The organism is Sporosarcina luteola, assembly GCF_023715585.1.
Taxonomy (GTDB): domain Bacteria; phylum Bacillota; class Bacilli; order Bacillales_A; family Planococcaceae; genus Sporosarcina; species Sporosarcina luteola_D.
In genome coordinates this window covers 120,513-143,685 of sequence record NZ_JAMBOK010000001.1, presented here as the reverse complement: position 1 = coordinate 143,685, position 23,173 = coordinate 120,513, and the positions used below count along the sequence as shown (strand labels likewise).

The window sequence follows — 23,173 nt, the reverse complement described above, 5'->3', positions numbered from 1 at the left end:
TTAGTACGTAGCAAAATTAGGAAAGTTCCTTTTACTTCAATTCTTTTCTTAACTTTTCGGCATGTGCATCAAGGACTTCCGTAAAGGCGCTCACTTGCTTCAGTTCAAAGGTGGAATCATAACCGATCAACCAAGTATCCCTCGTCAGTTCGAATTCCTCTTCGCTATTCAGCAAAGGAATTTTATTCACTTTTTCATCTCCCGCCAGTGTGATGGAAGGCAAAATCGCATAGCCGATTCCGTTCAATGCCAGCTGCTTGCATGTTTCAATTTGATCGACGGTAATTTGCCTTCTCGGATATTGTGAAAAATGACGCTGCCACCACCGTTGGATTTCCATATAATAATTGGAGTCGCTTTTAAACTGAATGAACGGCCGCTTTGTTTCCACCAGTTCATTAATCGATGTAATTTCTTGATCGACCAGATAGAGACGATCCCTGAATAAATAGGATTTCCTGCTCTTCCAGTCCACCTGTCCTCGCACGATCCCTACATGCGCTTCCCCTTCATAGAGTGCTTTCACAATTTCCGAGCTCCAGCCCGTCATTAAGGAAATTTTCGCATCCGGATACATGCTGACAAATTCTTTCAACACTTGTGGCAGCCATGTTTGCCCTACAATGGAAGCGCAGGCGATTTTAAGGGTACCGTGTACTTTATCCGCCAAAGAGGCGATCATCTCCGCGGTTTCCTCTTTTTTCTGGATCGTCTCCTTTGCGAAAGCAATCACAAGCTCACCCGCCGGAGTCGGCTCCAGCCCTTTTTGTGAACGGATAAATAACATCGTTCCCCAATCTTTCTCTATCGTCTGCAGGCGTTGGGACAAAGCTGGCTGAGATAGAAAAAGACGTTCAGCCGCCTTGCGCATATTTCCTTCTTCCGCCAAAGCTTTTATGATTTCCAGCTCAGTTGTCGTCATGAAGAACCACCTTTCCCCTCGGGATCCGCAATATGAGCAGCAGGCTGATCACTGCAAAAACGAGAACAGCCACATACACCCATTGCAAAGATCCATCCAGCGCTTGCTGTAATATAGTCAATTTTGTATGGGGTACTGTCGACCTTGATTCTTCTGTCAATAATAAATTTATATCATTCACCTCATAATCGAGATTTTTCGCTCGGAACGTCGACATCAATGACCCATTCAAAACTGCGCCAAAAATAGCTGCGCCAACCGTATTTCCGAAATTACGCATGAACATATTCGCGGCAGTTGCCGATCCCCTTTGTTCACGGCTTACAGCCCCTTGAATTGTTACGATGAAGGATGTGCTTGTCAAGCCCATTCCGATACCTACGAAAAAGCTTGAAAATGCGGCCCATAAAGGACCTGATTCGCCCGTCATCCAAACAAACATCATTGAACCTATTACAAGCGAGATGCCACCTGCAAAGGAAACTTTGAACGTTCCGAACCTGATCAGCAAATGGCCAGCAATGGAAGATGCAATCGGCCACCCGATCGACATGGCGGTCAATGTGAACCCAGCTACCATAGCAGACTGTTCCATAACGCCAGTTACGTAAGTGGGCAGGTACGAGGATACACCAATCAGAATTACACCCGTAGTCAATGAAACAAGATTGGCATACAAAATAACCGGGTTCTTCCAGATGGCGAACGGCATCATAGGATCTACCGCTTTCCTTTCAATCCAAATGAACAATGTAAAGAGCCCGGAGCCTAGAATGATGAGGAGAAGGCTTGTCGTTGAAAATCTGCCAAAGGCTTGTCCGCCTTCCACAAGCCAGAATAGGATAATTGATAACGATGTCGTCAATAGCGCGGCTCCCTTTATATCGATTGCCACTTTTCTTTCGGTCGCCGGTTCTTGAAGGAAAAAGTAAATACCTACCATCGCCAACAAACCCAATGGTACATTGACCCAAAAAACGTATTTCCAATCCCAATATTGGACGATCAAACCTCCTATGACCGGGCCAGAAACTGCCGATATTCCCCAAACGCTCGATAAATACCCTTGGATTTTCGCGCGTTCCTCAGTGGAGTAAATATCTCCGACGATAGTTGTTGCTATCGGCATAACAGCCCCTGCTCCTAAGCCTTGGATCAGTCTGAAAACAATGAGCATTTCCATCGATGTGGCAAATCCGCAGAGAATGGAACCGAATAGGAAGATTGATAAGCCTATGAAGAATATCGGTTTTCGGCCGAATAAGTCGGCTAACTTTCCATAAATAAGGACCGTAACGGTACTCATAAGCAAATAGGCGGAAAAAATCCAACTATACCTCGAAAAGCCTCCAAGCTCACCCGCAATGGCAGGCATCGCCGTTGAAACGATCGTCGCCTCAACAGCACCGACAAACATCGCCAACATAACAGATATGAGGACGAGCGGACGATTAGTCTTTTTATGTAATTTCATTACTGTTCTCCTTTCCACCAAAAAAGCCGAGAAATAGGAAAAGGCCCCTATTGGAGCCTTCTATTCAAGGAATAATCCTTGGACAAAATTACTTCATGTACAGATATCTTTTAAATTCTTTCAACATGACTCTTCTCGTTAGTATACCCGCAAATGTGCCATCTTCTTCAGTGACACATAGGAATGTGTGATTAATGAGTAAATCCAATCCTTTTTGGAATTTATCAGTTGTTTTAATAGCTGGGATATCCGTTTGCATGATTTGATCTACTTTCAGATCTGCCAGCTTCTCATATTCGATCCGTTCCAATCCCAAGATGGAGTCTGTGATCATTCCAATCCCTAGAAGTCCCCTTAGATGGTTCTTTACATCAATGACAGGTATTGCAGAATAACCGGTTTTCGTAAGGACGAGAAGGGCGTGTTCCGCGTTATTACCGACCTGTACACATGCCACTTTTTCGGCAGGAATCAAATAATCGGCAATCGGCACCTGTAGAAAATCCCTGTTATTTACAGAAATCATTAAAAAATCGCTCCTTCTGATCATAAGCTGTCATAACACTTCTACAACCCTATCATACCATAAGAGTCAGTGAACATCCCACCGAATTATGAAAAATGTTCCATTAGAAAACCTCTTCCTATATGGAAGAGGCCCAGTAAAAGAAAATGACAAACAGTATGAAAAGCGATGCCACTCCGATGACCCAGATGATCGGATTTAATGAGAATGGATGGTCTTCCACCGCTTCTTTTATTCTATGGTCCTGTGGATCGAACGATGTTGCAGCTATTGCATCCCATTTACTAACCGCTTTCCATCCGATGATGCCGATAATAACAAAGACAATCCCTAACGGAATGATCCATATACCCATATGGACAAAACCCTCCCTATGCACGAATTGGGATTAGGATGTGCGGGTAAAGGAATAAAATACGTTCCATATCAATGGAAGCTTTCTAATTTAAAAAGGATACTGATTCAACCACTGTCCGCCGTCTAGTGTGACGATTTCGCCATTCATGTAGGAGGCTTTGTCTGACATGATGAAAGCGGCTAGTTCCGCAATTTCTTCCGGTTTGCCTACACGTCCTAATGGGACTGAATTGATCGTTCGTTTCACCGCATCCTCGGATTGGAATAATCGTTCCGCTCCACCTGTGCGCTCAATCGGACCTGGAGCAATTCCATTCACCCTGAATCCGAATTTCCGTCCCCATTCTACAGCAAGCGTGCGAGTCAGCGACATCACGCCAGCCTTTGCAGCAGCCGAATGGACAACTCCCGGACCCGCATCCCATGCATATGTTGCGAGCATGTTCAAAATAGCCCCTTTTTGACCTTTTTTAATCCAGTAATTGCCGACTGCACTCGTACAATAGAAGGTTCCGTTCAACACGATGTCAATAACAGCCTTCCAGCCATTCGGCGAAAGCTCTTCTGCAGGAACGAGAAAGTTTCCAGCGGCATTGTTAACGAGCCCATCGATTCTCCCAAACTTTCCGTCCGCAAAGTCAACCATTCCTTGCACGTTTTCAATGTTACGCACGTCCATCTGAAAAGTATGTGCACGTTCCCCGATTTCTTTCCGCGCCTCTTCCAATCTGTCTTCGTCCCGTCCTGTGATAATGACATTTGCGCCTTCGTCGGCAAATTTCTTCGCCATATATTTCCCCATGCCGCTTGATCCGCCTGTCACGATAATCACTTTGTCTGTGAACATGAAAATCCCCCATTTCTTATGAATGAATATTCACTCATAATTGTAACATAGCTATCCACCGGACGACTACTAGATAAAAAGAAGACTTTCCTCTAGCAGGCAAATGCCCGCGTTAGAAGAAAGCCATCTATCACCTTACGCAAAATATTTTTCCACGATTTCCGAGGCAGGAACCGCTTTGCTGAATAAAAAACCTTGTGCCTTATGGCAATCGGCCTCTTTTAGAATTTTCGCCTGCAAATCTTTCTCTACGCCTTCAGCAATGACTTGCATGCCTAGGTTGTGGGCTAGATTAATAATTGTTTTAGCTATCGCTTCATTCTTTTCATCCAATTCAATGTCTTTGATGAACGAACGATCAATTTTAATAATATTGATAGGGTATTGCTTTAAATAACTGAGTGAAGAATAACCAGTTCCGAAATCATCGACTGAAATCGTCACACCGATTTCTTTCAATTTCTGTAAGGTCGAGAGCGTATCTTTCATATTCATCAAGGCAGACTCAGTAATTTCCACTTCGAAAGAGGAGGGATGAATCCCATGCTTATCAATAAACTGTTTTGCTTTCTCGGCAAATGCACCGATTTGAAATTGCTTAGGAGATATATTCACCGCAATTCGAACAGGCCGGAACTGCTTATCTTGCCATTCCTTCAACTGGGCACATACAACCTCTAACACCCAATCACCGATAGAATGGATCAGACCTGATTCCTCTGCCAGTGGAATGAATTGGGCCGGTGAGACGAACCCAAACTTCCGATTATTCCATCTTAACAACGCTTCGAAGCTGTCGATTTCCCCCGTCTTCAAATTCACTTGCGGCTGATAGTGGAGTTCAAGCTCATTAAATTCAATTGCTCGGCGCAGATGGGCTTCCATTAAAGCCGTATCAGTGAAAGCCGTATTCATCTCTTCCCGGTAAAAACGATAATGGGAACGGCCACGCTCTTTGACGAAACGAACGGCTTGCTCGGCTTTCTGAAGCAGCTCCTCCAACTCCGTTCCGTCTTCGGGATAGACCGATATACCGATTGAGGACGAAATGAAATATTCCTGATGATTAAAATAGAAGGGTTTCGTGAAATCACTCATGATTTTCTGTGTTAGCTTTTCCGTTTTTTCGATGGAATGGTTTTGCAGCAGGATGATATATTCATCCCCGCCATTTCTATATAGTTTTCCCGTTGTAGGAGTAGCAAGTTTAATCCGATCCGCAATCATCTTCAGAATTTCGTCAGCACCGTTTCTACCGATGGAATCATTGATTGTATTAAAGCGATCTAAGTCCAAATGGATTAAGGAGAGCTGTTCATCACATCGAAAGGCATAATCAGCGTCAGCATAAAAATGTTCTTTCAATGCACGCCGGTTCCATAACCCTGTCAATTGATCATGATAGGAAAGAAATAATAACCTTTCATTATTTTTGAGATGAAAGGAAGTATCCCTTAAAATTAAATGGATTTCCTGTATATCTCCCCGTATAGCAACAGGGATCGCCTTAACATAAGCAGATAGATATTTGCCCCGCTTATGAAAGAACTTGATTCCTTCCATTTCAATTGACTCGCCGGAAAACGCACGTGCTAGAAAGTCATTAAAGTCATTATTTTTTTCTTCACCGATCAAATCGATGATTGCACGACCCGTCAATTCTTTTAACCTGTAGCCGAATGCTTTATGGACAGCGATATTTGCATGTAAAACACGTCCACTTAAATTGATTGTAATAATTGGGTCCAAGTTATGATCGATGACAGATTTGTACTTATGTTCAAATTCCATTCTCGTGTTGCGTTCCATCATCAATTCATCTTGCAGTCTGTTATTGTCCATGAATGCCTCCATGCATGTCGCTGCTCCTATGTACAATAATTTTGTTTATAGACGCCGAAACAGATTTTTCTACTTTATTTTACAAGTATACCTTTATATTCGACAAAAAAATAGCCGTTCGCAAAAATTTCGGTTTTCTTATACAAATTGCTTTGAAAAATTTTTGAGAAGCAGTATGATAGGGTTGAATGATATCTATATCGTAAAGAGGAGGAATCATTTGAAAAAGGAAGATACGGTGCGTCAACTCGCCATCGCAATTTACACTATAAACCGACATGCCAAAACAGCAACGAATAATCGTGAACTTTATTCATTAAAAAACAATGCGATCCAACGGCTGCTTCAGTCGGGCGACGCTAAAAAAATCGGCTTGCATTTTGTCGACAATCCTCAGCTCAGCCAGCAAAGCTCCACTGTTCTCGTAAAGTGCAGCGAATTCCTCTTTCACACCTTACCGGAAAAAGACGATTTCACGTCCCTTCCCCATTTAGGAGCACAAGACCAAACTTTCCGTAATCCACAAGAGCGAATGAATTTAAAAACTGCTAAGGAATTATTGATCGATTTTCTCGGGGAGCAAAAAGCGCCATCGAGGACAAAGCAAAAAACGTTCATTCCGAAACGTCCTAAAGTATCGAATAAACAATCCTTCAGATCTTCCTATTTGGACGGAAAATAAAAGCCGGCTGCTTCAGCAATCAGTAAGTCTGATTCGCTGGAACAGCCTTTTTTATTCGTTGTGGGCGTAAGACGACTTGCCTATACGTGATTATATTGTTTGTATAAAACCTGCGTTCCTTTTTCACCATATCCTTCTGCAACAAGCTCATTGTACATTTCCCTCGCGAGTTGCAGTCCCGGTAAATGCAAACTCATCTGTTCCGCTTCCGCCAAGGCGATATTCATATCCTTCAGGAAATGCTTTACGTAAAAACCAGGTTCGAAATCCCCTTTGATCATCCGTGGAGCCAAGTTTGAAAGTGACCATGAACCGGCAGCTCCTGAAGAAATGGATTGGAGGACCGTCTCAGCATCAAGTCCAGCTTCCTTTCCATAGACAAGCGCTTCGCATACACCAATCATATTGGTCGCTATAGCAATCTGGTTGCACATTTTTGTATGCTGGCCGGCGCCAGCTTCCCCTTGATAGACAATCTGTTTCCCGAATACTTGCAAGAGAGGATGAACTTCTCTGAAAGTCACTCTATCCCCTCCGCACATAATGGAGAGTGTCCCGTTTTGTGCACCGACATCCCCACCAGAAACGGGTGCATCGATTGAGGAAACCCCTTTCACTTCGGCATCAGCGGCAATCCGTTTGGCTAGCGCAGGACTGGACGTCGTCATGTCGATGAGAATCATTCCTTGTCTGACGTTCTCTAAAATCCCATCCGCTGAATAATAGACCTCTTCCACATCGGATGGATATCCGACCATCGTTAAAACCACATCTGCGGCTGCAGTCGCTTGTCCCGCAGTTTCAGCCCATTTTGCGCCATGCCCAATGAGCACTTCCGCTTTTTCCTTTGTGCGGGTGAAAATTGTCACTTCATAGTCTGCATTCAATAAATGCTTGACGATGCTGCTGCCCATGACCCCAGTTCCGATAAATGCAATCTTCTCTTTCCTCAAGTGATCCCCTCCATTTTTGTTCACAATATTCATTATAAGCGTTTAGGACAAAAAAAGGAGGACAGATCCTGTAAAGGGTCCGTCCTCAAAAGGGGGAAATGAGAATGTTGCTGTGTTCAATTATAATGTCCCCCGTTTCAAAACTTCTTAAACCTCTTTTTCAAAAAAAGATTTTTTAATGTGTTCAATCTCTTGGATGAATGTCGAATGCTCCTCTTCCGAAGGAGTTCGAGAACCATAACGAACATCATTGTAAATCGATAAAATCAAATCATTTTGCTTCCAACCCATCCGTGCGAACCATTCTATCACTGTTTCCCCATGCATGCGGCTGAGATTGTTTTTTTGCGCTTCTTTCTCGAATTGCAGGAAGGTCTCCCGCACTTCATCCCGTGCAGAGGAGTAGTCATACAATAACTGACGTTGCTCTTCGGGTTTTGCTTTTCTACCTTTAAAGGAAAAGGAGTAGTTTTCTAATTTTTCCACATCACGTTTCTTCCCTTTTCGCCTTATGAGAAGAATAGCTATAGTAATGAGAATGACAAATGCTACTGCCAATGAAGTGTATTCGAAAATGGAAGATGTCGCTCCGTACGTATTCATTTCATCTTGCAGTTCAAAGTCAACGAATCCGCTTTCGGGTTCCACCAAATTTTCTTCGATAAACTTTTCTGCGCCTGATTTGAAATACTCAATGATAGGCTCCATCGTTTTTCCGAAAAGAGTCAGTACTCCTCCAAAGAGAAATCCTCCTACACTAATAATAATCCTTCTCACTGGATCCAATGCAAATAGGACGACAATATATACAAGTGATCCTAATCCGATAATATAACCGAAAACCCTGCCCGCTTCCCTCACCTTAAAATTGCCTAATTGCCTGCTGTTCACAGTAACTGAGATCATCCGTATGAAAAAATAAAGGAAGGATGTTACAAGGAACAGGATGATTTGTTGTTTCATTAAAACTTCAGGGCTATTATAGGCGAAAAGCAAACGTGCCAGGAAAAAAAGAACGACAAAAACAAGTGTGTTTACAGTTAAGAATGGCCACCCTTGTATTCTGGATCCATTAAAATTGGCTTGAATCCTCCATAGAACATAAACAAAGAAAATCAGCATATTCATCAGCGGAGCATTGAACAGCAGAAACGGCGCCGTAACTGCCAATGCTAATCCTACGCCGTATCCAAGTGAATAATCCCGATTGTAAAACAGGAAAAAGGATATGATTCCTCCGAGGATTGACATGAGCAGCCATACATAGGGCATGATGGAGCCGGTTTCCCCTAAAAAGAAAATGAAGAGATAGGCAGGAAGAAACATTTCGACAATTAAACGTTCAGATAGGCTGAATCGGTTCCGGTCTTTTTCATATGTTGATTGTCCCAAATCCTTTCATTCCTTTCGTAGGAATTATCCAAGATGACCTCGTAGCGTTTTGTCCATTGTTTTGCCAGTGCTTTTACACGGTCATTCTCGTGGGTAATCAAAACGACGGTCTGCGGTAGCTGACCATGCCTTTCCATATGCTGAAGCATTTCCTCGAAAGGCAGTTTTGCATGCTTATCCGATATTTTCGCAAGCATGACCATCACTTTTTGAAATTGCACTTTACCCGATCCGCTCGGCAGTAGTAAATAAGGTTTTGCTCCAAAACTCCGTATATTAATCGCTATGGAATACGGAATATCATTTTTCATGCAGTAATCCGCATACGAAACGAGGCGCTCCACCTTTTTTTCAAAGTCTAAAAATCCTCTGTCCTTTTCAATCGCGTTCATCATGAGCACGACACTTTGCGAGCTGACAGGCAGAAACTCCTTTGTTTGCAACTTCTGCATCCGGGCACTTGCGGTCCAGTGGATCTGATCAAAACGATCCGTCGGGATGTAATCCCTTGTGCCGATCGGTTGGAATTCGTCCTGGAATAGCGACTGCTTCTGTTCAGTTTCGCCCGGTTTGTAAGGTGATGATTTCAGTTCCCTGCCAAGTGAGGTCACCTTCGGGTACACTAAACTTTGATAATAAATCGGTTCATTGAGCTCCATGTTGACAAATCCGTCTCCGAATAAATGCGGGATTTCTAACATGACCCTCGTCACTCTGGACATGCCCCTTTTTTTTCCTTCGAGAGGAATTCGGATCTCCACTTTTTTATTACCGCCTATCGCAAAAGGAACTGTCAAATCATATATTCCGCTGTAGTGTTTCTTGTCATCCGAACTCGGCGCGACCGCGTCTTCCATGGAAATGGTCAACGTCCCATTCCAGACCGGCACTTTTCCATTTTCGAACTCCAAGATGAGTTCTTCGCTTTCGCCAATCAAAATCCGTTTCTGCTTTGCTCGAAATGTTACTGAGAGATGCTGTCCAACCTTTGAAAAATAAACGTTCTGAAAAGCGAGCATTGCAAATACCGCTGCAAAACAAGCGGCAAGCCAGACTTGCAAATAGACGAAGGCATAAATGAAAAAAACTCCGGTGATTGCCATTCCTTGGTGAATCGATCTGAACCCATGTTCATAGCGTATCCACTTCATTAGACTGTCGCCTCGAGCGGTGCTGTAATGGAATTCATAATTTCCTGAAGCACTTCTTCAATCGTTCTTGTCAATACCCCTTCCGTAGATAGTTCCATCCGGTGTAACGCAGCTGGAGGAAGGATGTACTTGACATCATCTGGAGTGACGTAATCCCTGCCTTCAATATACGCTTTCGTCCTGGCAGCCTGAAGGATAGCAAGAGCCGCCCGGGAACTTAAACCAAGCTCCAGGAAAGGATGCTCTCTTGTGGCACGTACAATTTTCAATATATACTTTTCGACATCTTCATGGACTGTCACTTCTGCAGCTTCAGCAGCCCAGCTTCCGACAGTTTCAGCATCGATGATCGCATTCGTCCTTATCTCTCCAGGGTTCTTGCCGTATTGCCGCAGGATATCATGCTCTTCTTCAAACGATGGATAATCAATGTTCAGCTTGAATAAAAATCGATCCAACTGTGCTGCCGGTAAAGGAAATGTTCCTTGCTGCGATTCAATTGGATTCTGTGTTGCAATAACCATGAATGGTGTCGGCAAGGAAAGCGTTTCACCGTCGATTGTCACTTGCCTTTCTTCCATCGATTCCAAAAGGCTTGATTGTGTCCGGGGAGTCGCCCTGTTAATCTCATCCGCCAATAATATATTCGTTGAGACTGGACCGGCCTTCAGGATGAATTCCTGAGACTGGGGGTTAAAGTAACGGATGCCAGTCACATCCGATGGCAACACATCCGGGGTAAATTGCACACGCTTGAAATCCCCTTTGAAAGCGTTGGCAAAACTTTTGGCCATCATTGTTTTACCGGAACCTGGAACACTTTCCAACAAAACATGTCCCCGTTGTAAGAGTGCGATAAGCATTAGATCGAATTCTTTACCTCTGCCAATTACCGCTTGGTTTAATTCATTTCGGAAGTCCTTAATTGTCACCATCAAAATACCACCCTTTCTATTTTTCTATCCATTCCATTAGTCCAGGCATCTCTTCCAGGGAATTATACTCATTGATCAATCTATCGAGCATTTCGCTTATCAGTAATGTTTCCATTGAAGATAAGCCCTTTTCGCCCGCTATGGTAATCAATTCCTTGCGCGTTGTCTCAATTTGAACTTCCAGTATATGTTTCATGCGCAATACCTCCCGAGTGTAGATATACCTAAATAACAATTATACACGATTTCAGATAAAACAAGTAACTCAATTGAAGGCATTATTGAAATATATCGAACCTTCCACCAACAGAAAGTTCCACTACCTCTAGTTTATGCAGGCAAAATGAAAATACTATTTTAGAATGAAACACTTTACGTCACGGACTTTTTAAGGCAAACTATAAAAGATAATCTGTTTAAGGAGCTGTTTGATTATGAAAATCGCAGAAGTGGGAAATATTATAGAGTTTAAAGATGGCTTGCAAGGTATTGTGGAGAAAGTGAATGAGAACTCTGTAATCGTCGATTTGACATACATGGAAAATTTCGACGAGCTGCAAATGGAGGAAAAAACTGTCGTCAATCATAAACGCTATACAATTATCCACGGCAGTGATGAATGAAACATTTTCCATTGTACTACGTCCAATAAAGTGAAACTCACTCAAGGGGATTCTTTCCCCCACTAAGTGTTAGTTGAACCAATCGGGCATTTACTGGCAGTTAATCTCCCCCCCTTTGCGGGAGAGAATTACTTACAGTTAATGCGGGATAAATGAATAGGAGGGATCTTCAATGAAATTCAATTGGAAAATAGTATGCACAGGATTTGCAGCTGCTTTTCTCCTGACAGCTTGTGGAACCGATAACACGGATCAAAAGGAAGCCCAAACGGATGAACCTGAACAAGTTGTTGATGGAACAAACGGCAATTCAACGGATGGCACGTCAACCCCTGATGCAGGAGCAGGTTCTGCAAACGATGGCAATGAGGAGTCCGCCACAGATATGACGGATGCAGTGCTGACTGAGAGCGATGCCCAATCATATGCAATGGAAGTATTGCCCGGCTTTACGTTAACAAGTGAAGAACCTGGACGGGATAGCTTGTATGCAGATGAAAATCCAGAAGCTTTTATGCGCATTGAAACACAACCTGCCGAAGATGGAGCATATGATTATTTCACTGACAATATGCAAGAGGTATTAAAAGCCTCTAGCAATGGAGCGGAGCCTGAAGAATTGACGGACGTATATACGGATCTCGAGGATAAGGGCATCAAAAATGCAAAAGCATTCAAGGTGGATACGGAAACGGGACCAGTAACGGGAGTCGTTTTTGAAAAGGATGGAATGGTCGTCAGACTTACCCTATTCGACAATCCAGATGAAGAATACAAATCAGCTTTCTTGAGTATGGGACAGACAATACAATAATTTGAATAGCAGAATGACAAACGCCGAACAGGTTATGCCTGTTCGGCGTATTCTATGCATGAAATTATGAAAGGTTCTTAATGGATAGCCCTAGTTTTCTCAGGAGTTCAATTGCCGTGTCCTGTTCCGTTTTAGAAAGGACTGACATCAATTCATTGATCTTCCCTTCGTGGGACGGAAAAATCTCTTCGATCAATTCATTCCCCGCGGCTGTAATTGACATATACGTAATCCGTTTATCTTCAGTGCAATACACGCGTTCAATTAGCCCTTTCTTTTCAAGCTTATCCACGACATATGTCATGGATCCGCTGCTAAGCAGGATTTTTTGTCCGATCTTTTGAATTGGCTGCCTTCCTTTGTGGTACAAAAGCTCCAAGACAGCAAACTCTGTTGGATTCAGCTTATATGTTTCTATCAGTTTATTCGCTTCTTCCAAGACAACCTTACTTGCCCTTGAAAGGACGATAAATAATTTCAATGCACGTTCCGTATCATTTGACATAGTTCGGATCCACCTTTTGTTTTCCTGTCAGCGTCTCGACACTATTATAGCTACAAATGGACGAATGTGTCAAAACGAATTGATTCAAGAGACGATGGACTGCTTGCTATTCAAAGGATACGGAGCACCTTCTTTTGCTTTAGGGAATGTCAATATGAATTTTGTACCTACGTCCACTTGACTATCTACCGCAATCGTTCCGCCGTGGTCCTCGACTGTTTTCAGAACAAAAGGCAGTCCTAATCCCGTTCCGCCCGGCTTTGAGCTGAAAAAAGGCATGAACACTTGGCTCACCTGATGGCGAGTCATCCCTTTTCCCGTATCTGTTATGGATAAAATCAATTTTCCGTCAGATTCTGTGAGGTGAACGGCAAGCTTCCCCCCGACCTGCATCGATTCCAATGCATTCTTAAACAAGTTTAAAAGAACCTGCTTCATCTTATCCGGATCGCCAAAAATATGTGGATTGCTGCTCAGTTCTACAGACTGAGCAACTTCGATTCCATCCATTACCGCTTTCGGCAATAGTATTGAAACCATATCCCCAACCAATACTTCCAAAGAGAAGACGGCTTTCTTTTTTTCAGAGGGCTTCGACAACACGAGCATCTCCCCAAGAATGGTTTCCATTCTTTCGATTTCATCTTCGATTACGGAAATATAGCGGATTGAATCGTCTGTTGCCGATACTTTCAGCAACTGTGTGAATCCTTTCAAAGTGGTAATTGGATTCCTTATTTCATGAGCAATGCTTGCAGCAATTTGTCCGACGGCGGATAATGATCCTGAATGGGCCAGCTGCACTTGCAAATTCTCTTTTTCTGTGGAATCTGACATTTGGAAAATAAATATATTTGTTTCTTTATCGTAGTAGGTTGTAATATGATAGTATCTTGTATCCTCTGCTGACCTTTGGTACGTTTTAATTGACTCGACAAAGCCTTGATCTTTCACCTTTTCAAGAAGATCGTGAACGGACTCATCATTTTCAGGATCTATTATGGAAAGGACATTGCCAATACTTTGACCAACCAACTCTTTTCGTGTTTGATTGATAAACACGCTGTGCACTTCATTAACATCACGGATTTTTCCGTCTTGATCTACCAATAGCAGAAAATCGGATGATTGCCTGAACGCGTTGAAATATGTCTTTAAAGAAGGAATTTTGCAAGGTTCTTGTAAATCAAACTTCACAATAATTTTTTTCATATCAGGGATATAGAATAACTGCAGTTCACTCGGGAAGATTTCATCGAAACATAATGTTACCGACAATTTTTCCATCAGGATCTGTTCGGAAGTCTTTGCACGTTCTGTAAATCCTGTCCATTCACACATAGATGTCGAATCTATGATTTCACTGATATTCCTTTTGTCCGTTATGTCGAATTGCATTTTAAATGGCTCATTTTCGTAATAAATATCTCCATTTACATGTAAAACCAAGCTCGGTCGAAAACTGTCATCCAACAGGAATGACAAGCTTTTTAAAGTACTATCGAAATCACTCATTTGATACCTCCTGTACCTATTACCAAACAGTATGTGAAAAGACAAGATTTCATGCGAATAAAAGCATATTTTAGAACTACAGTTCAAAGAAGTATCTTCAATTCTGATTATTCCATATTGTTATTCGTAATAAAATAGTAGTTTTCGACTAAAATAGGTGTCTAAATTATCGATAATTAGTATTATATCAAAGGAGAAAGAATATGAACATAGTTCTCACAACATTAAATGCAAAATATATTCACACAAATCTCGCGATCCGGTATTTGAAATCATACGCAATGCCGGAATATGAACCTATATTGGCGGAATATACAATAAAAGATCCTGTTTTAAATATTGTATCAGACATTTATCAAAAGAAACCTACTATTGTCGGATTCAGTTTGTACATATGGAATATTGAAGAGTCAATCAAGGTCATCCGGATTCTCAAAAAAACAAATCCCGATCTTGTCATTGTAGCTGGTGGGCCTGAAGTAACGTATGACTTTGACAAGTGGTTGGAAGAAGTCCCTGAAATCGATTTCATTGTCCTCGGTGAAGGAGAAAGGACTTTTAAACAGCTTCTCGATTACCATGCAGGGAAAGTCAGCCTCAAAGAAGTGACAGGAGTCGCCTACTTGGAGGACGGAAGGCTGAAATCTACCGCTCCCGGACCGAAACTGGACTTGCGAGAACTGCCCTCCCCTTTCAGATTCCCAGAAGATGTACCTCACCTCGGAAACCGGGTGACGTATATTGAGACGAGCAGAGGCTGTCCGTTCTCATGTCAATTCTGTTTATCATCCATTGAAGTCGGCGTCCGGTATTTCAATCGAGATGCAGTTAAGGAAGACATTCGATACTTGATGAAAAATGGCGCCAAGACGATCAAATTCGTAGACCGTACGTTTAATATCAGCCGTAGCTATGCTATGGAAATGTTTCAGTTCCTTATCGACGAACATTTGCCGGGAACAGTTTTCCAGTTTGAAATAACGGGTGATATCATGCGTCCGGAAGTCATCAACTTCTTGAACGAAAATGCTCCTGCAGGGCTCTTCCGTTTTGAAATCGGAGTACAGTCGACTAACGATTTGACAAACGAACTCGTGCAACGGAGACAGAACTTTGAAAAACTGTCCAGAACTGTCACTATGGTGAAAAATGGCGGAAAAATTGCACAGCATCTAGATTTGATCGCCGGGCTGCCGGAAGAGGATTATGATTCGTTCAGGGATACGTTCAACGATGTCTTTGCCATGCGTCCGGAAGAGCTCCAATTAGGCTTCCTCAAGCTATTAAGAGGGACTGGATTGCGCATTCAGGCTGAACAATTCGGTTATACGTATATCGATGAAGCCCCGTATGAAATCTTATCCAATAACGTCTTGACATTCGATGATATCTTAAGAATCAAACAGACCGAGGATGTGCTAGAAAAGTATTGGAATGACAACCGCATGCCGCGAACAGTTGAGTATCTTGTATCGGAAGTGTTTGAAACACCGTTTGACTTCTTCCAGCAATTCGGTACGTTCTGGGAAACGAAGGGCTGGTCGAGGATCGGCCATCAGCTTCAGGACTTGTACACAAGATTGGAGGAGTTCCTCCTAGAGTATGGACAAGCAGATATGAGCATTGTTAAAAGTCTAATGAAAATCGATTATTTGGCGCACCATACTTTCCAACCGCGACACATTTGGTGGCGTGAAGAGTTGGAACCTGAAGCACTGACTGCAATTGAACGGTCGGTGCTGGATGATAAAGTTCTGCTGAGCAGTATTTCAACGCCTACCCGGCTTACCGAAAGGAATATCCGGAAGCATACATTCATCACACCGATCTGCATCCGGCCGACAGATTCATATGAATATGGTTCTGTGAAAGAAGAAGGCTATCTTGTCACGTTTTTCTGCAAAGGACAGAATCCGCAATTTCATTTTATTGAAAAAACAATGGATAAAGCAGTCCTCTAAACATAAAAAGCATCTTTCCTCCTTTATACAATGAGGAAAGATGCTTTTTTCATCCAATGATGACGCGTTCTTTAGGATATGTGTACGGTTTTTTATTCGTCTTTCCACCTAATGTATACAGGAACGAAATGAGACCGACCCGTCCTATGAACATGAGGACCATAATGATTAACTTGCCAATTACCGATAGATCAGATGTAATTCCAAGGGACATGCCGCACGTACCAAATGCAGAAGTAATTTCAAAAAGGAGTGCGACGACCGGAATATCCTTCTCGGTTATTAGCAAAATAAGCAACGCCGTCATAACCATCATTGCCGCAAGCAGAATAACTGCATAAGAGCGGTAGACGTCTATAAGCTTGATTTCCCTTCGGAAGATATTAATGACATTGTTGCCTCGCGCAAAATTGATTAGAAACAGTAGCGCGATGGCGAATGTCGTTGTCCGGATTCCCCCGCCTACTGAACTCGGGGAAGCCCCTATGAACATTAGTGATGAAATGAAGATATCCGTAGCTTCACTGAACTGTGTAATGTCATAGGTCGTCAATCCTGCCGACCGCGAAGAAACAGAGTGAAACAAGGAGGCAAAGATCTTTTCATGCCATGCCAGCCCCTTAAAGGAGTGGAATGACTCCAAAATGTAAATGAGCAATGCCCCCCATACGAGCAACAGTCCGAATGTGACGGTTGTAATTTTCGTAAAGAGGGAAAAACGGAAATTCGGCACTTTTTTCGAGAAAAAGCTTTTCACTTCTATCAGCACAGGAAAACCGATTGCACCGAGGATTATAAGAATCATCGTGACAGTTTGTACAAAGTAATCATCGAAATATGGATGCAGCGACGAACCCGTAATATCGAAACCGGCATTGGTCGTCGCGGAAACCGACATGAACATCCCATTCAGCAGAGCTTCACTGAATGTGTCGTAATACCGCTTAATATACAATGTCAATATGATGCCGCCTGTAATCTCAATCAAAAATATAATGCGGACAATCTGATTAATGAGGCCGACGACTCCTGCCAGCGAATATTGGTTATGATCGACCATGATGAGTTGACGTTCACGCAGGCCGATTCGCTTTTTAACCAATAGCCAGAAGAATGTACCAATCGACATGATGCCGATTCCACCTAATTGCAGGACGAGCATGAGCATGCATAACCCAAAGACGGAATAGGTGCCTCCTATGCTTATCGGTGTTAAGCCTGTCACACTGACCGCACTTACCGCCGTGAATAAACTATCTATGAAGCTGACCTCGACGCCCGGCAGATAAACGCCTGGCAAATTCAACAATAGGAAGGAAAACCCGATCGCCAAGAAATAATAAAAGACGATAACTTGAGCGGGTGTGAATCTGTGCAGATTTTCCCTTGTAAGTTTCATGCAATCAGAACCTTTCTAAAGTGAGGGAATCGTCTTTTCATTTTAGTGAACTTCCGCTCAAAAGGAAAGAAAACAACTACAAAAAAATAATCGGCCGGTACATTTCGCCATGTACCGGCCGCTTTACTTACACTTTTTTCCTGTTTCTTGCCATTGCAGTCAAATAACCGCCAATAGCAATCGCTAAAAGGACACCCCAGAAGATCGATTTCCAGATTGTCGAATGCGGGAATGCCTCATCAATGATCTGTAGCTTCGGATGTGACAATGTCATTACGACTAATTTGACCCCAACCCAGCCGACGATAAGGAATGCGGCCGTTTCAAGGGAAGGAAATTTCTCCAAAAGCACGACGAACTGTCTGGCGGCAAAACGGATAATAACCAAGCCGATGATTCCACCTAGGAGCATTACGACGAATTGGCCACCGTTTATTCCGCCAATATGAAAATCACCTAGCTCCGGCAAAGTGACAGCCAGTGCGACTGCAGCAAGCATCGAGTCAAGGGCAAATGCTATATCTGCTAGCTCGACCTTGAAAACCGTCATCCAAAAGCCCGATTGCTTTCGTTGTTTCTTCACACCATTGTGGTCATCTTTCCCTCTATCTACTAAGCTTTTGATAGCTATGAATAAGAGATATGCTGCTCCGAGCGCCTGTATTTGCCAAATGTTCACTAAAAACGTAATCATGAACAAAGCAGCAAAACGGAAGACAAATGCCCCAAGCAAACCGTAGAACAATGCCTTTTTCTGTTGAACTTTCGGAAGGTGCTTTACCATGACAGCCATAACGACAGCGTTATCCGCAGCCAATAACCCTTCAAGTGCAATCAATACAACAAGTACCCATGCGTATTCCAGTAATATTGCTTCCAATTGATTTCCTCCTTATTTCTCCAAATAAAAAAACCCTCACCTAATAAAAGGCAAAGGTCTCGCTAAGTCAGAAATTTTTAAGTGAATATCTGCTATCATAACCGATGGCGCTTGCCATGTATTGACGACTATGAAATAGGTTGCCCTATAGCTACTCCCCTTTGACAACTGTCAAAAGAAATATTTGGTTGTTGAGTGCTTACAAAGAATTATACCATCAAAGATATCTGGAAACAATTTATTCGCTACGAATAAATTATAAAAATCCGGAGAGGCATCTCCGGATTCAGACTGTAGACAAACTCCATGAATTTGAGTGTTTGCCTACAGTCTCTTTTCTTTTAAAATAGAGATAATGCTACAATGTTGATTTGCACTGCGAGCGGACGCTTTCCGCGGGCACGGCTTCAGCCAATCGAACAACGAAGGGTTCGATTTGCCGTATTTCTGCGTTCTTTGCAGAAATTAAGGCAGCCTATGCTCGCAACGCTTCGCTTGTGCTCGCAAAAGCCGTTCTACGTAACGGCTTTCGCTCAGTCCAGGGTCTTCAGCTCGCGCTGTTCCCGCAGGAGTCGCCGCTCTCCGCTCCAATCAACGGTGTTATCTAATAACTGAATGAGGTGATGGATATGATGACAAGGAATCAAATTAAAGAACGCGAACAGTTGGAAATGCTGTCAATAGAGCAGTTGGTTCCTGATGACCATCTGGTGCGCAAACTGGATGCCGCCCTTGATTTTTCCTTAATCTATCCATAAGTTGAAGATCTGTATTCAACCACTGGGAGAGCTAACTTAGATCCTGTGGTACTAATCAAGATGACATTCATTCAATATATCGCAGACAAACAAGGAAATTGAAACTAACGTAAAAGAATGCTCATGCAGGCGATGCTGACTTTTGCTGCCTTAAATCGTAAGAAGATGGCTAGTTGGACGTGGAGAGCGCCGGCTATGGAGGCTGAAATAATCCCCATATCTTAAAGGATTTCTAGTTGATTGGAGTGTAGGGCGGCGACTCCTGGGGGATAAGCGCAACGTGAAGACCCCGCAGGGAGCGAAGCGACGAGGAGGCTGAGGGCAAGCCCCCCGGAAAGCGTCCGCCCGGAACGGAAATCAACGTTATTTCAGTATACTGACAGTTAAAATTTACATTTTTAAGCAAAAGGGTTGGAAATCTATGATTTCCAACCCTTTTGTCTACAGTCTGAATCCGGAGAGTCATCTCCGGAGTTTTTAGATCTATTCAACCTCAATCGCACGTCTTCTCGTTTGCCGATCGAACAAACTATAGATGATCGGAACGATATACAACGTAAGGAATGTAGAACTGATCAACCCGCCGATGACAGCAATCCCCATCGGCTGATTCATTTCCGTCCCTTCGCCGATGCCGAGCGCCAATGGCAACAGCCCTAGGATCGTCGTCAAGGCGGTCATCAGGATAGGACGTACACGATCCCTCACAGAAGCGATAATGGCGTCGTAAGAAGACATCCCGCTCTCTTTCCGTTGGTTAATATAGTCGACGAGAACAATTCCGTTATTGACGACTATGCCGACAAGGACAAGAATTCCGATGACAGCAGTCACACTGATAGGCGTATTCGTGGCGAATAATCCTAACGCCACCCCAATCACCATGAGCGGCACAGAGAACATGATGACAAATGGATACTTGAAAGACTCGAACTGTGCAGCCATTACGATATAGACGAGAACTACGGCGAGAACAATCGCCATAAGCATATCATCGATCGCACTCTCGAACAGTTCCCGATCGCCCCCATAAGACATTTCCGTCTCTTCCGGCAAATCGATCTTCTTCACGATTCCATTCACTTTATCGGTCATATCCCCTAAAGAGAATGACGATTCATACTTTACATTGAAGGAGACAGAGTGGGCCTGGTCAACCCGCTGGATGGAAACCGGCCCTTCTGCAATGGAAATCGATGCGACATCCTTCAGCGGGATGAAAGTTCCTGATGGAGTTCTCAACTTAATTTGCTTCAGCCTGTCAATGCTGTTGCGGTACTTTTCATCATATTGGACAATGACCGATACTACATTCTCTTTTTTATCAACGAATTGTGAAGCTGCTTGCCCGCGTGTAATCGAATTTACGGTTTGCGCTATCTGATAAGGTGCCAGTCCAAGGCCGGCTGCCTTTTCACGGTCTACTTCAATATGGATTTCCTCGACTGTATCTTGAAGATTATTGGATATTTCAAGTACCGAATCCATTTTCCGCAGCTCTTTATCAAGTTTAGCAACCGATTCGTTCAACCTTGCTTCATTCGTATCTTTCAATGTAAAGGATAATGTATTCGGACTGGATCCAGCTGCGGTCTGCATTTCAAAGCTTACGTTTGCTTCTTCACCTACGAGATCAAGCACATCGGGTTGAACAGCATCAACAAACTCGAATACCGAACGCTTCCTCTCCTTAAGGGGTGCAAGCTTGACATACATTTCGGCCCGATCCGATTCTGACCCCCCTTGCGCCATGCTTTGTTGCGTACCTCCGATCAGACTTACATAAACGTCAATATCTTTTTCCTCTTTCAGCCTGGTCTCAATCTTTTTCACAACTTCATTTGTAGATGACAACGATGCGCCATTCGGCATCTTAATAGAAATGCTGAAGAACCCCTCATCTGTAGGCGGAAGGAATTCCGTACCGACCTTGAATAAGCCGAAGCCGCTGACTAGTAGAAGGACGAGTGTCATTACTAGCACGAATGCACGATGGCGCAGTGACCATTTGACCGATCGTTCAAACCTGTTTAACGTCTTCGAACGGCGCCTTCTCGCTTCGATATTCCCCGTGGGCTTTGTGAGCATCCGACTCGCCATCATCGGTACGACCGTCAATGCGACGACAAGGGATGCAAATAGGCTGAATGATATTGTCAACGCGAATTCCGTGAAGATCTGCCCAATCAAGCCGCTGATGAAAATGACGGGTACAAAGACGGCGAGCGTCGTCAACGTTGAAGCCGTAATCGCTCCACTGATTTCTTTCGCCCCATCCCTTGCTGCTTCTGTACGATCTTTCCCCATCGCTATATGCCGTTCGATATTCTCGATGACAACAATCGCATTGTCAACTAACATCCCGATTCCGAGCGCCAACGCGCCAAGCGTCATGATGTTAAGCGAGAAGTCAGCGAAAAACATGAGCACGAATGTAACGACGACAGAATAAGGGATTGCAATGCCGATAATGATTGGGCTTTTGATTCCCCGTAGGAATAAAAACAGAACGATCATCGCAAATAGTCCGCCAAGCAATAGCGATTGGCCGATATTTCCGACGGCAAGTTTCACATAGTCACCTTGGTCAAACAAAACATCCGCCTCGACACCTTCGTATTCCTCCTGGGCAAGTAAACGATCCAATGCATCTTTGAAAGCTGTCGACACCGTTGCCGTATTTGCACCTGATTCCTGCAGAACCGACATGAGAACTGCCTGTTGATCATTCGCCCTCGTTTCGGAAGTTGCTTTCGCTTCAAGCAAAGCAACTTCCGAAATGTCTTTCACTTTCACTTTTCCTCCGGTCATTGGATTGACGCCTACCATGATTTCTCTAATATCATCGATGGTCGTCAATGAACTGATGATTCTTGTCGTCAGTTGCTTTCCGCCGTTCGTTTCAATCGGCTCTCCGGGCATCGATACATTGTTCGCTTGGATTGCTTGTACAATGTCCGACTGAACAAGTCCGAAATTCTCAAGCTTTTTCTGATCCAAAATGACTTGGACCTCTTCCACCAATTTACCTGTTACGGTAACGCTGGCGACCCCCTTCGTCCTGCGCAGCTCCGTTTCGAGACGCTCGGCGATTTCCCGTATATCGGCTTTTTCTGAATTTGTTCGAAGTGATAATTGGATGACCGGAAACTGTGCAGGGTCGAATTTCATGAACCTCGGGGCATCAGCGCCTTCAGGTATAGGCACTTGGTTGATTCGTTGCATAATATCCAGTTGCACATCGTCAATTTTTGTAGCCCAGTCAAACATGAGCAGAATGAAGTTGGCACCTTCCTGTGAAGACGACTGCATTGATTTCAAGCCAGGGGCAGTAGACAAGCTTGCCTCCAGCGGCTTTGTCAGTTTCTCACTCACTTCCGTGGAAGAGGCACCCGGATAGTTGGTGACGACGACTGCTACCGGTGGGTTCAACTCTGGAATGAGCGTCACCGGAATTTTGAAAAAGGAAACTGCCCCTAGGATGATGACTAAAAAAATCGTCACAATCGTAAAGACAGGTCGTTTTATGGAAAAATCACTGATTTTCATTTGCACATCCCTTTCGTCTGCAAAACGCTTACTACTATCATATTGAAAGATGACGGTAACATCAATTCCGAGCCTCGGTTATCCCTCA

The 23,173-nt window shown here is 43.5% G+C and carries 20 protein-coding genes and 1 pseudogene; 5 read left to right on the top strand and 16 right to left on the bottom strand.

Annotated features, from left to right (window positions below; translation table 11 throughout):
• Window positions 1-31: 31 nt before the first annotated feature.
• From M3193_RS00840 to M3193_RS00815, 6 genes are all read right to left on the bottom strand, one after another.
• Entirely contained in the window at window positions 32-922 is an 891-nt protein-coding gene (locus tag M3193_RS00840; protein WP_251623763.1) for a LysR family transcriptional regulator, read from the bottom strand.
• Complete coding sequence (locus M3193_RS00835; protein WP_251623761.1) at window positions 909-2,396, bottom strand: MDR family MFS transporter; 1,488 nt, start codon at window positions 2,394-2,396, stop codon at window positions 909-911. The genes M3193_RS00840 and M3193_RS00835 overlap by 14 nt, the downstream gene beginning before the upstream one ends.
• Before the next feature lie 88 nt (window positions 2,397-2,484).
• Window positions 2,485-2,922 carry a cyclic-di-AMP-binding protein CbpB gene (cbpB, locus tag M3193_RS00830; protein ID WP_251623759.1) on the bottom strand — a complete coding sequence of 146 codons (438 nt, stop codon included), beginning with the start codon at window positions 2,920-2,922 and terminating at the stop codon, window positions 2,485-2,487.
• 118 nt (window positions 2,923-3,040) lie between these two features.
• Window positions 3,041-3,277: a hypothetical protein gene (locus M3193_RS00825; protein WP_251623757.1), complete on the bottom strand. Its 237-nt coding sequence runs from the start codon at window positions 3,275-3,277 to the stop codon at window positions 3,041-3,043.
• 90 nt (window positions 3,278-3,367) lie between these two features.
• The gene (fadH, locus tag M3193_RS00820; RefSeq protein ID WP_251623755.1) at window positions 3,368-4,126 is read right to left on the bottom strand and encodes a 2,4-dienoyl-CoA reductase; all 759 of its coding nucleotides are present in this window, start codon (window positions 4,124-4,126) and stop codon (window positions 3,368-3,370) included.
• 135 nt (window positions 4,127-4,261) lie between these two features.
• Window positions 4,262-5,968, bottom strand: coding sequence for a putative bifunctional diguanylate cyclase/phosphodiesterase (locus M3193_RS00815; RefSeq protein ID WP_251623753.1), 1,707 nt, complete (start codon window positions 5,966-5,968; stop codon window positions 4,262-4,264).
• A gap of 220 nt (window positions 5,969-6,188) precedes the next feature.
• On the opposite strand from M3193_RS00815, the gene M3193_RS00810 reads away from it, so the two are divergent.
• On the top strand, window positions 6,189-6,650 hold the full coding sequence (locus tag M3193_RS00810; RefSeq protein ID WP_251623751.1) for a YkyB family protein: 462 nt from the start codon (window positions 6,189-6,191) through the stop codon (window positions 6,648-6,650).
• Between the two features lie 80 nt (window positions 6,651-6,730).
• Here the strand turns inward: M3193_RS00810 and M3193_RS00805 are convergent, their stop codons facing one another.
• The 5 genes from M3193_RS00805 to M3193_RS00785 all read right to left on the bottom strand — a co-directional run bounded on the left by M3193_RS00805 (window position 6,731) and on the right by M3193_RS00785 (window position 11,277).
• Window positions 6,731-7,603, bottom strand: a complete 873-nt coding sequence (locus M3193_RS00805; protein ID WP_251623749.1) for an NAD(P)-dependent oxidoreductase — start codon at window positions 7,601-7,603, stop codon at window positions 6,731-6,733.
• 147 nt (window positions 7,604-7,750) lie between these two features.
• Window positions 7,751-8,995, bottom strand: coding sequence for a hypothetical protein (locus tag M3193_RS00800; RefSeq protein WP_251623747.1), 1,245 nt, complete (start codon window positions 8,993-8,995; stop codon window positions 7,751-7,753).
• A complete protein-coding gene (locus M3193_RS00795) occupies window positions 8,938-10,146 on the bottom strand; it encodes a DUF58 domain-containing protein (protein WP_251623745.1) in 1,209 nt (402 codons plus the stop codon). The genes M3193_RS00800 and M3193_RS00795 overlap by 58 nt, the downstream gene beginning before the upstream one ends.
• Window positions 10,146-11,081 carry an AAA family ATPase gene (locus M3193_RS00790; RefSeq protein ID WP_251623743.1) on the bottom strand — a complete coding sequence of 312 codons (936 nt, stop codon included), beginning with the start codon at window positions 11,079-11,081 and terminating at the stop codon, window positions 10,146-10,148. Before M3193_RS00790 ends, M3193_RS00795 begins: the two co-directional genes overlap by 1 nt.
• A 16-nt stretch (window positions 11,082-11,097) precedes the next feature.
• Window positions 11,098-11,277: an aspartyl-phosphate phosphatase Spo0E family protein gene (locus tag M3193_RS00785; RefSeq protein WP_251623741.1), complete on the bottom strand. Its 180-nt coding sequence runs from the start codon at window positions 11,275-11,277 to the stop codon at window positions 11,098-11,100.
• Between the two features lie 238 nt (window positions 11,278-11,515).
• Here M3193_RS00785 and M3193_RS00780 point away from each other — a divergent pair, with 238 nt between their 5' ends.
• Entirely contained in the window at window positions 11,516-11,704 is a 189-nt protein-coding gene (locus M3193_RS00780; RefSeq protein ID WP_251623739.1) for a YkvS family protein, read from the top strand.
• A gap of 172 nt (window positions 11,705-11,876) precedes the next feature.
• Window positions 11,877-12,518, top strand: coding sequence for a hypothetical protein (locus tag M3193_RS00775; RefSeq protein ID WP_251623738.1), 642 nt, complete (start codon window positions 11,877-11,879; stop codon window positions 12,516-12,518).
• A 64-nt stretch (window positions 12,519-12,582) separates the two neighbouring features.
• Here M3193_RS00775 and M3193_RS00770 read toward each other — a convergent pair whose 3' ends face one another.
• Window positions 12,583-13,023 carry a MarR family winged helix-turn-helix transcriptional regulator gene (locus tag M3193_RS00770; protein ID WP_251623736.1) on the bottom strand — a complete coding sequence of 147 codons (441 nt, stop codon included), beginning with the start codon at window positions 13,021-13,023 and terminating at the stop codon, window positions 12,583-12,585.
• Between the two features lie 84 nt (window positions 13,024-13,107).
• On the bottom strand, window positions 13,108-14,538 hold the full coding sequence (locus M3193_RS00765; protein ID WP_251623734.1) for an ATP-binding protein: 1,431 nt from the start codon (window positions 14,536-14,538) through the stop codon (window positions 13,108-13,110).
• 203 nt (window positions 14,539-14,741) lie between these two features.
• On the opposite strand from M3193_RS00765, the gene M3193_RS00760 reads away from it, so the two are divergent.
• A complete protein-coding gene (locus M3193_RS00760; RefSeq protein WP_251623732.1) occupies window positions 14,742-16,499 on the top strand; it encodes a B12-binding domain-containing radical SAM protein in 1,758 nt (585 codons plus the stop codon).
• Window positions 16,500-16,548: 49 nt separating this feature from the next.
• Here the strand turns inward: M3193_RS00760 and M3193_RS00755 are convergent, their stop codons facing one another.
• Both M3193_RS00755 and M3193_RS00750 read right to left on the bottom strand, forming a co-directional pair.
• On the bottom strand, window positions 16,549-17,898 hold the full coding sequence (locus M3193_RS00755; protein ID WP_251623730.1) for a TrkH family potassium uptake protein: 1,350 nt from the start codon (window positions 17,896-17,898) through the stop codon (window positions 16,549-16,551).
• Window positions 17,899-18,025: 127 nt separating this feature from the next.
• Window positions 18,026-18,778, bottom strand: coding sequence for a TerC family protein (locus M3193_RS00750; RefSeq protein WP_251623729.1), 753 nt, complete (start codon window positions 18,776-18,778; stop codon window positions 18,026-18,028).
• A gap of 629 nt (window positions 18,779-19,407) precedes the next feature.
• On the opposite strand from M3193_RS00750, the pseudogene M3193_RS00745 reads away from it, so the two are divergent.
• Window positions 19,408-19,617: pseudogene (locus tag M3193_RS00745) on the top strand (IS5/IS1182 family transposase); the annotation flags it as partial.
• Window positions 19,618-20,019: 402 nt separating this feature from the next.
• Here M3193_RS00745 and M3193_RS00740 read toward each other — a convergent pair.
• Window positions 20,020-23,085 carry an efflux RND transporter permease subunit gene (locus M3193_RS00740; protein WP_251623727.1) on the bottom strand — a complete coding sequence of 1,022 codons (3,066 nt, stop codon included), beginning with the start codon at window positions 23,083-23,085 and terminating at the stop codon, window positions 20,020-20,022.
• Window positions 23,086-23,173: the final 88 nt, after the last annotated feature.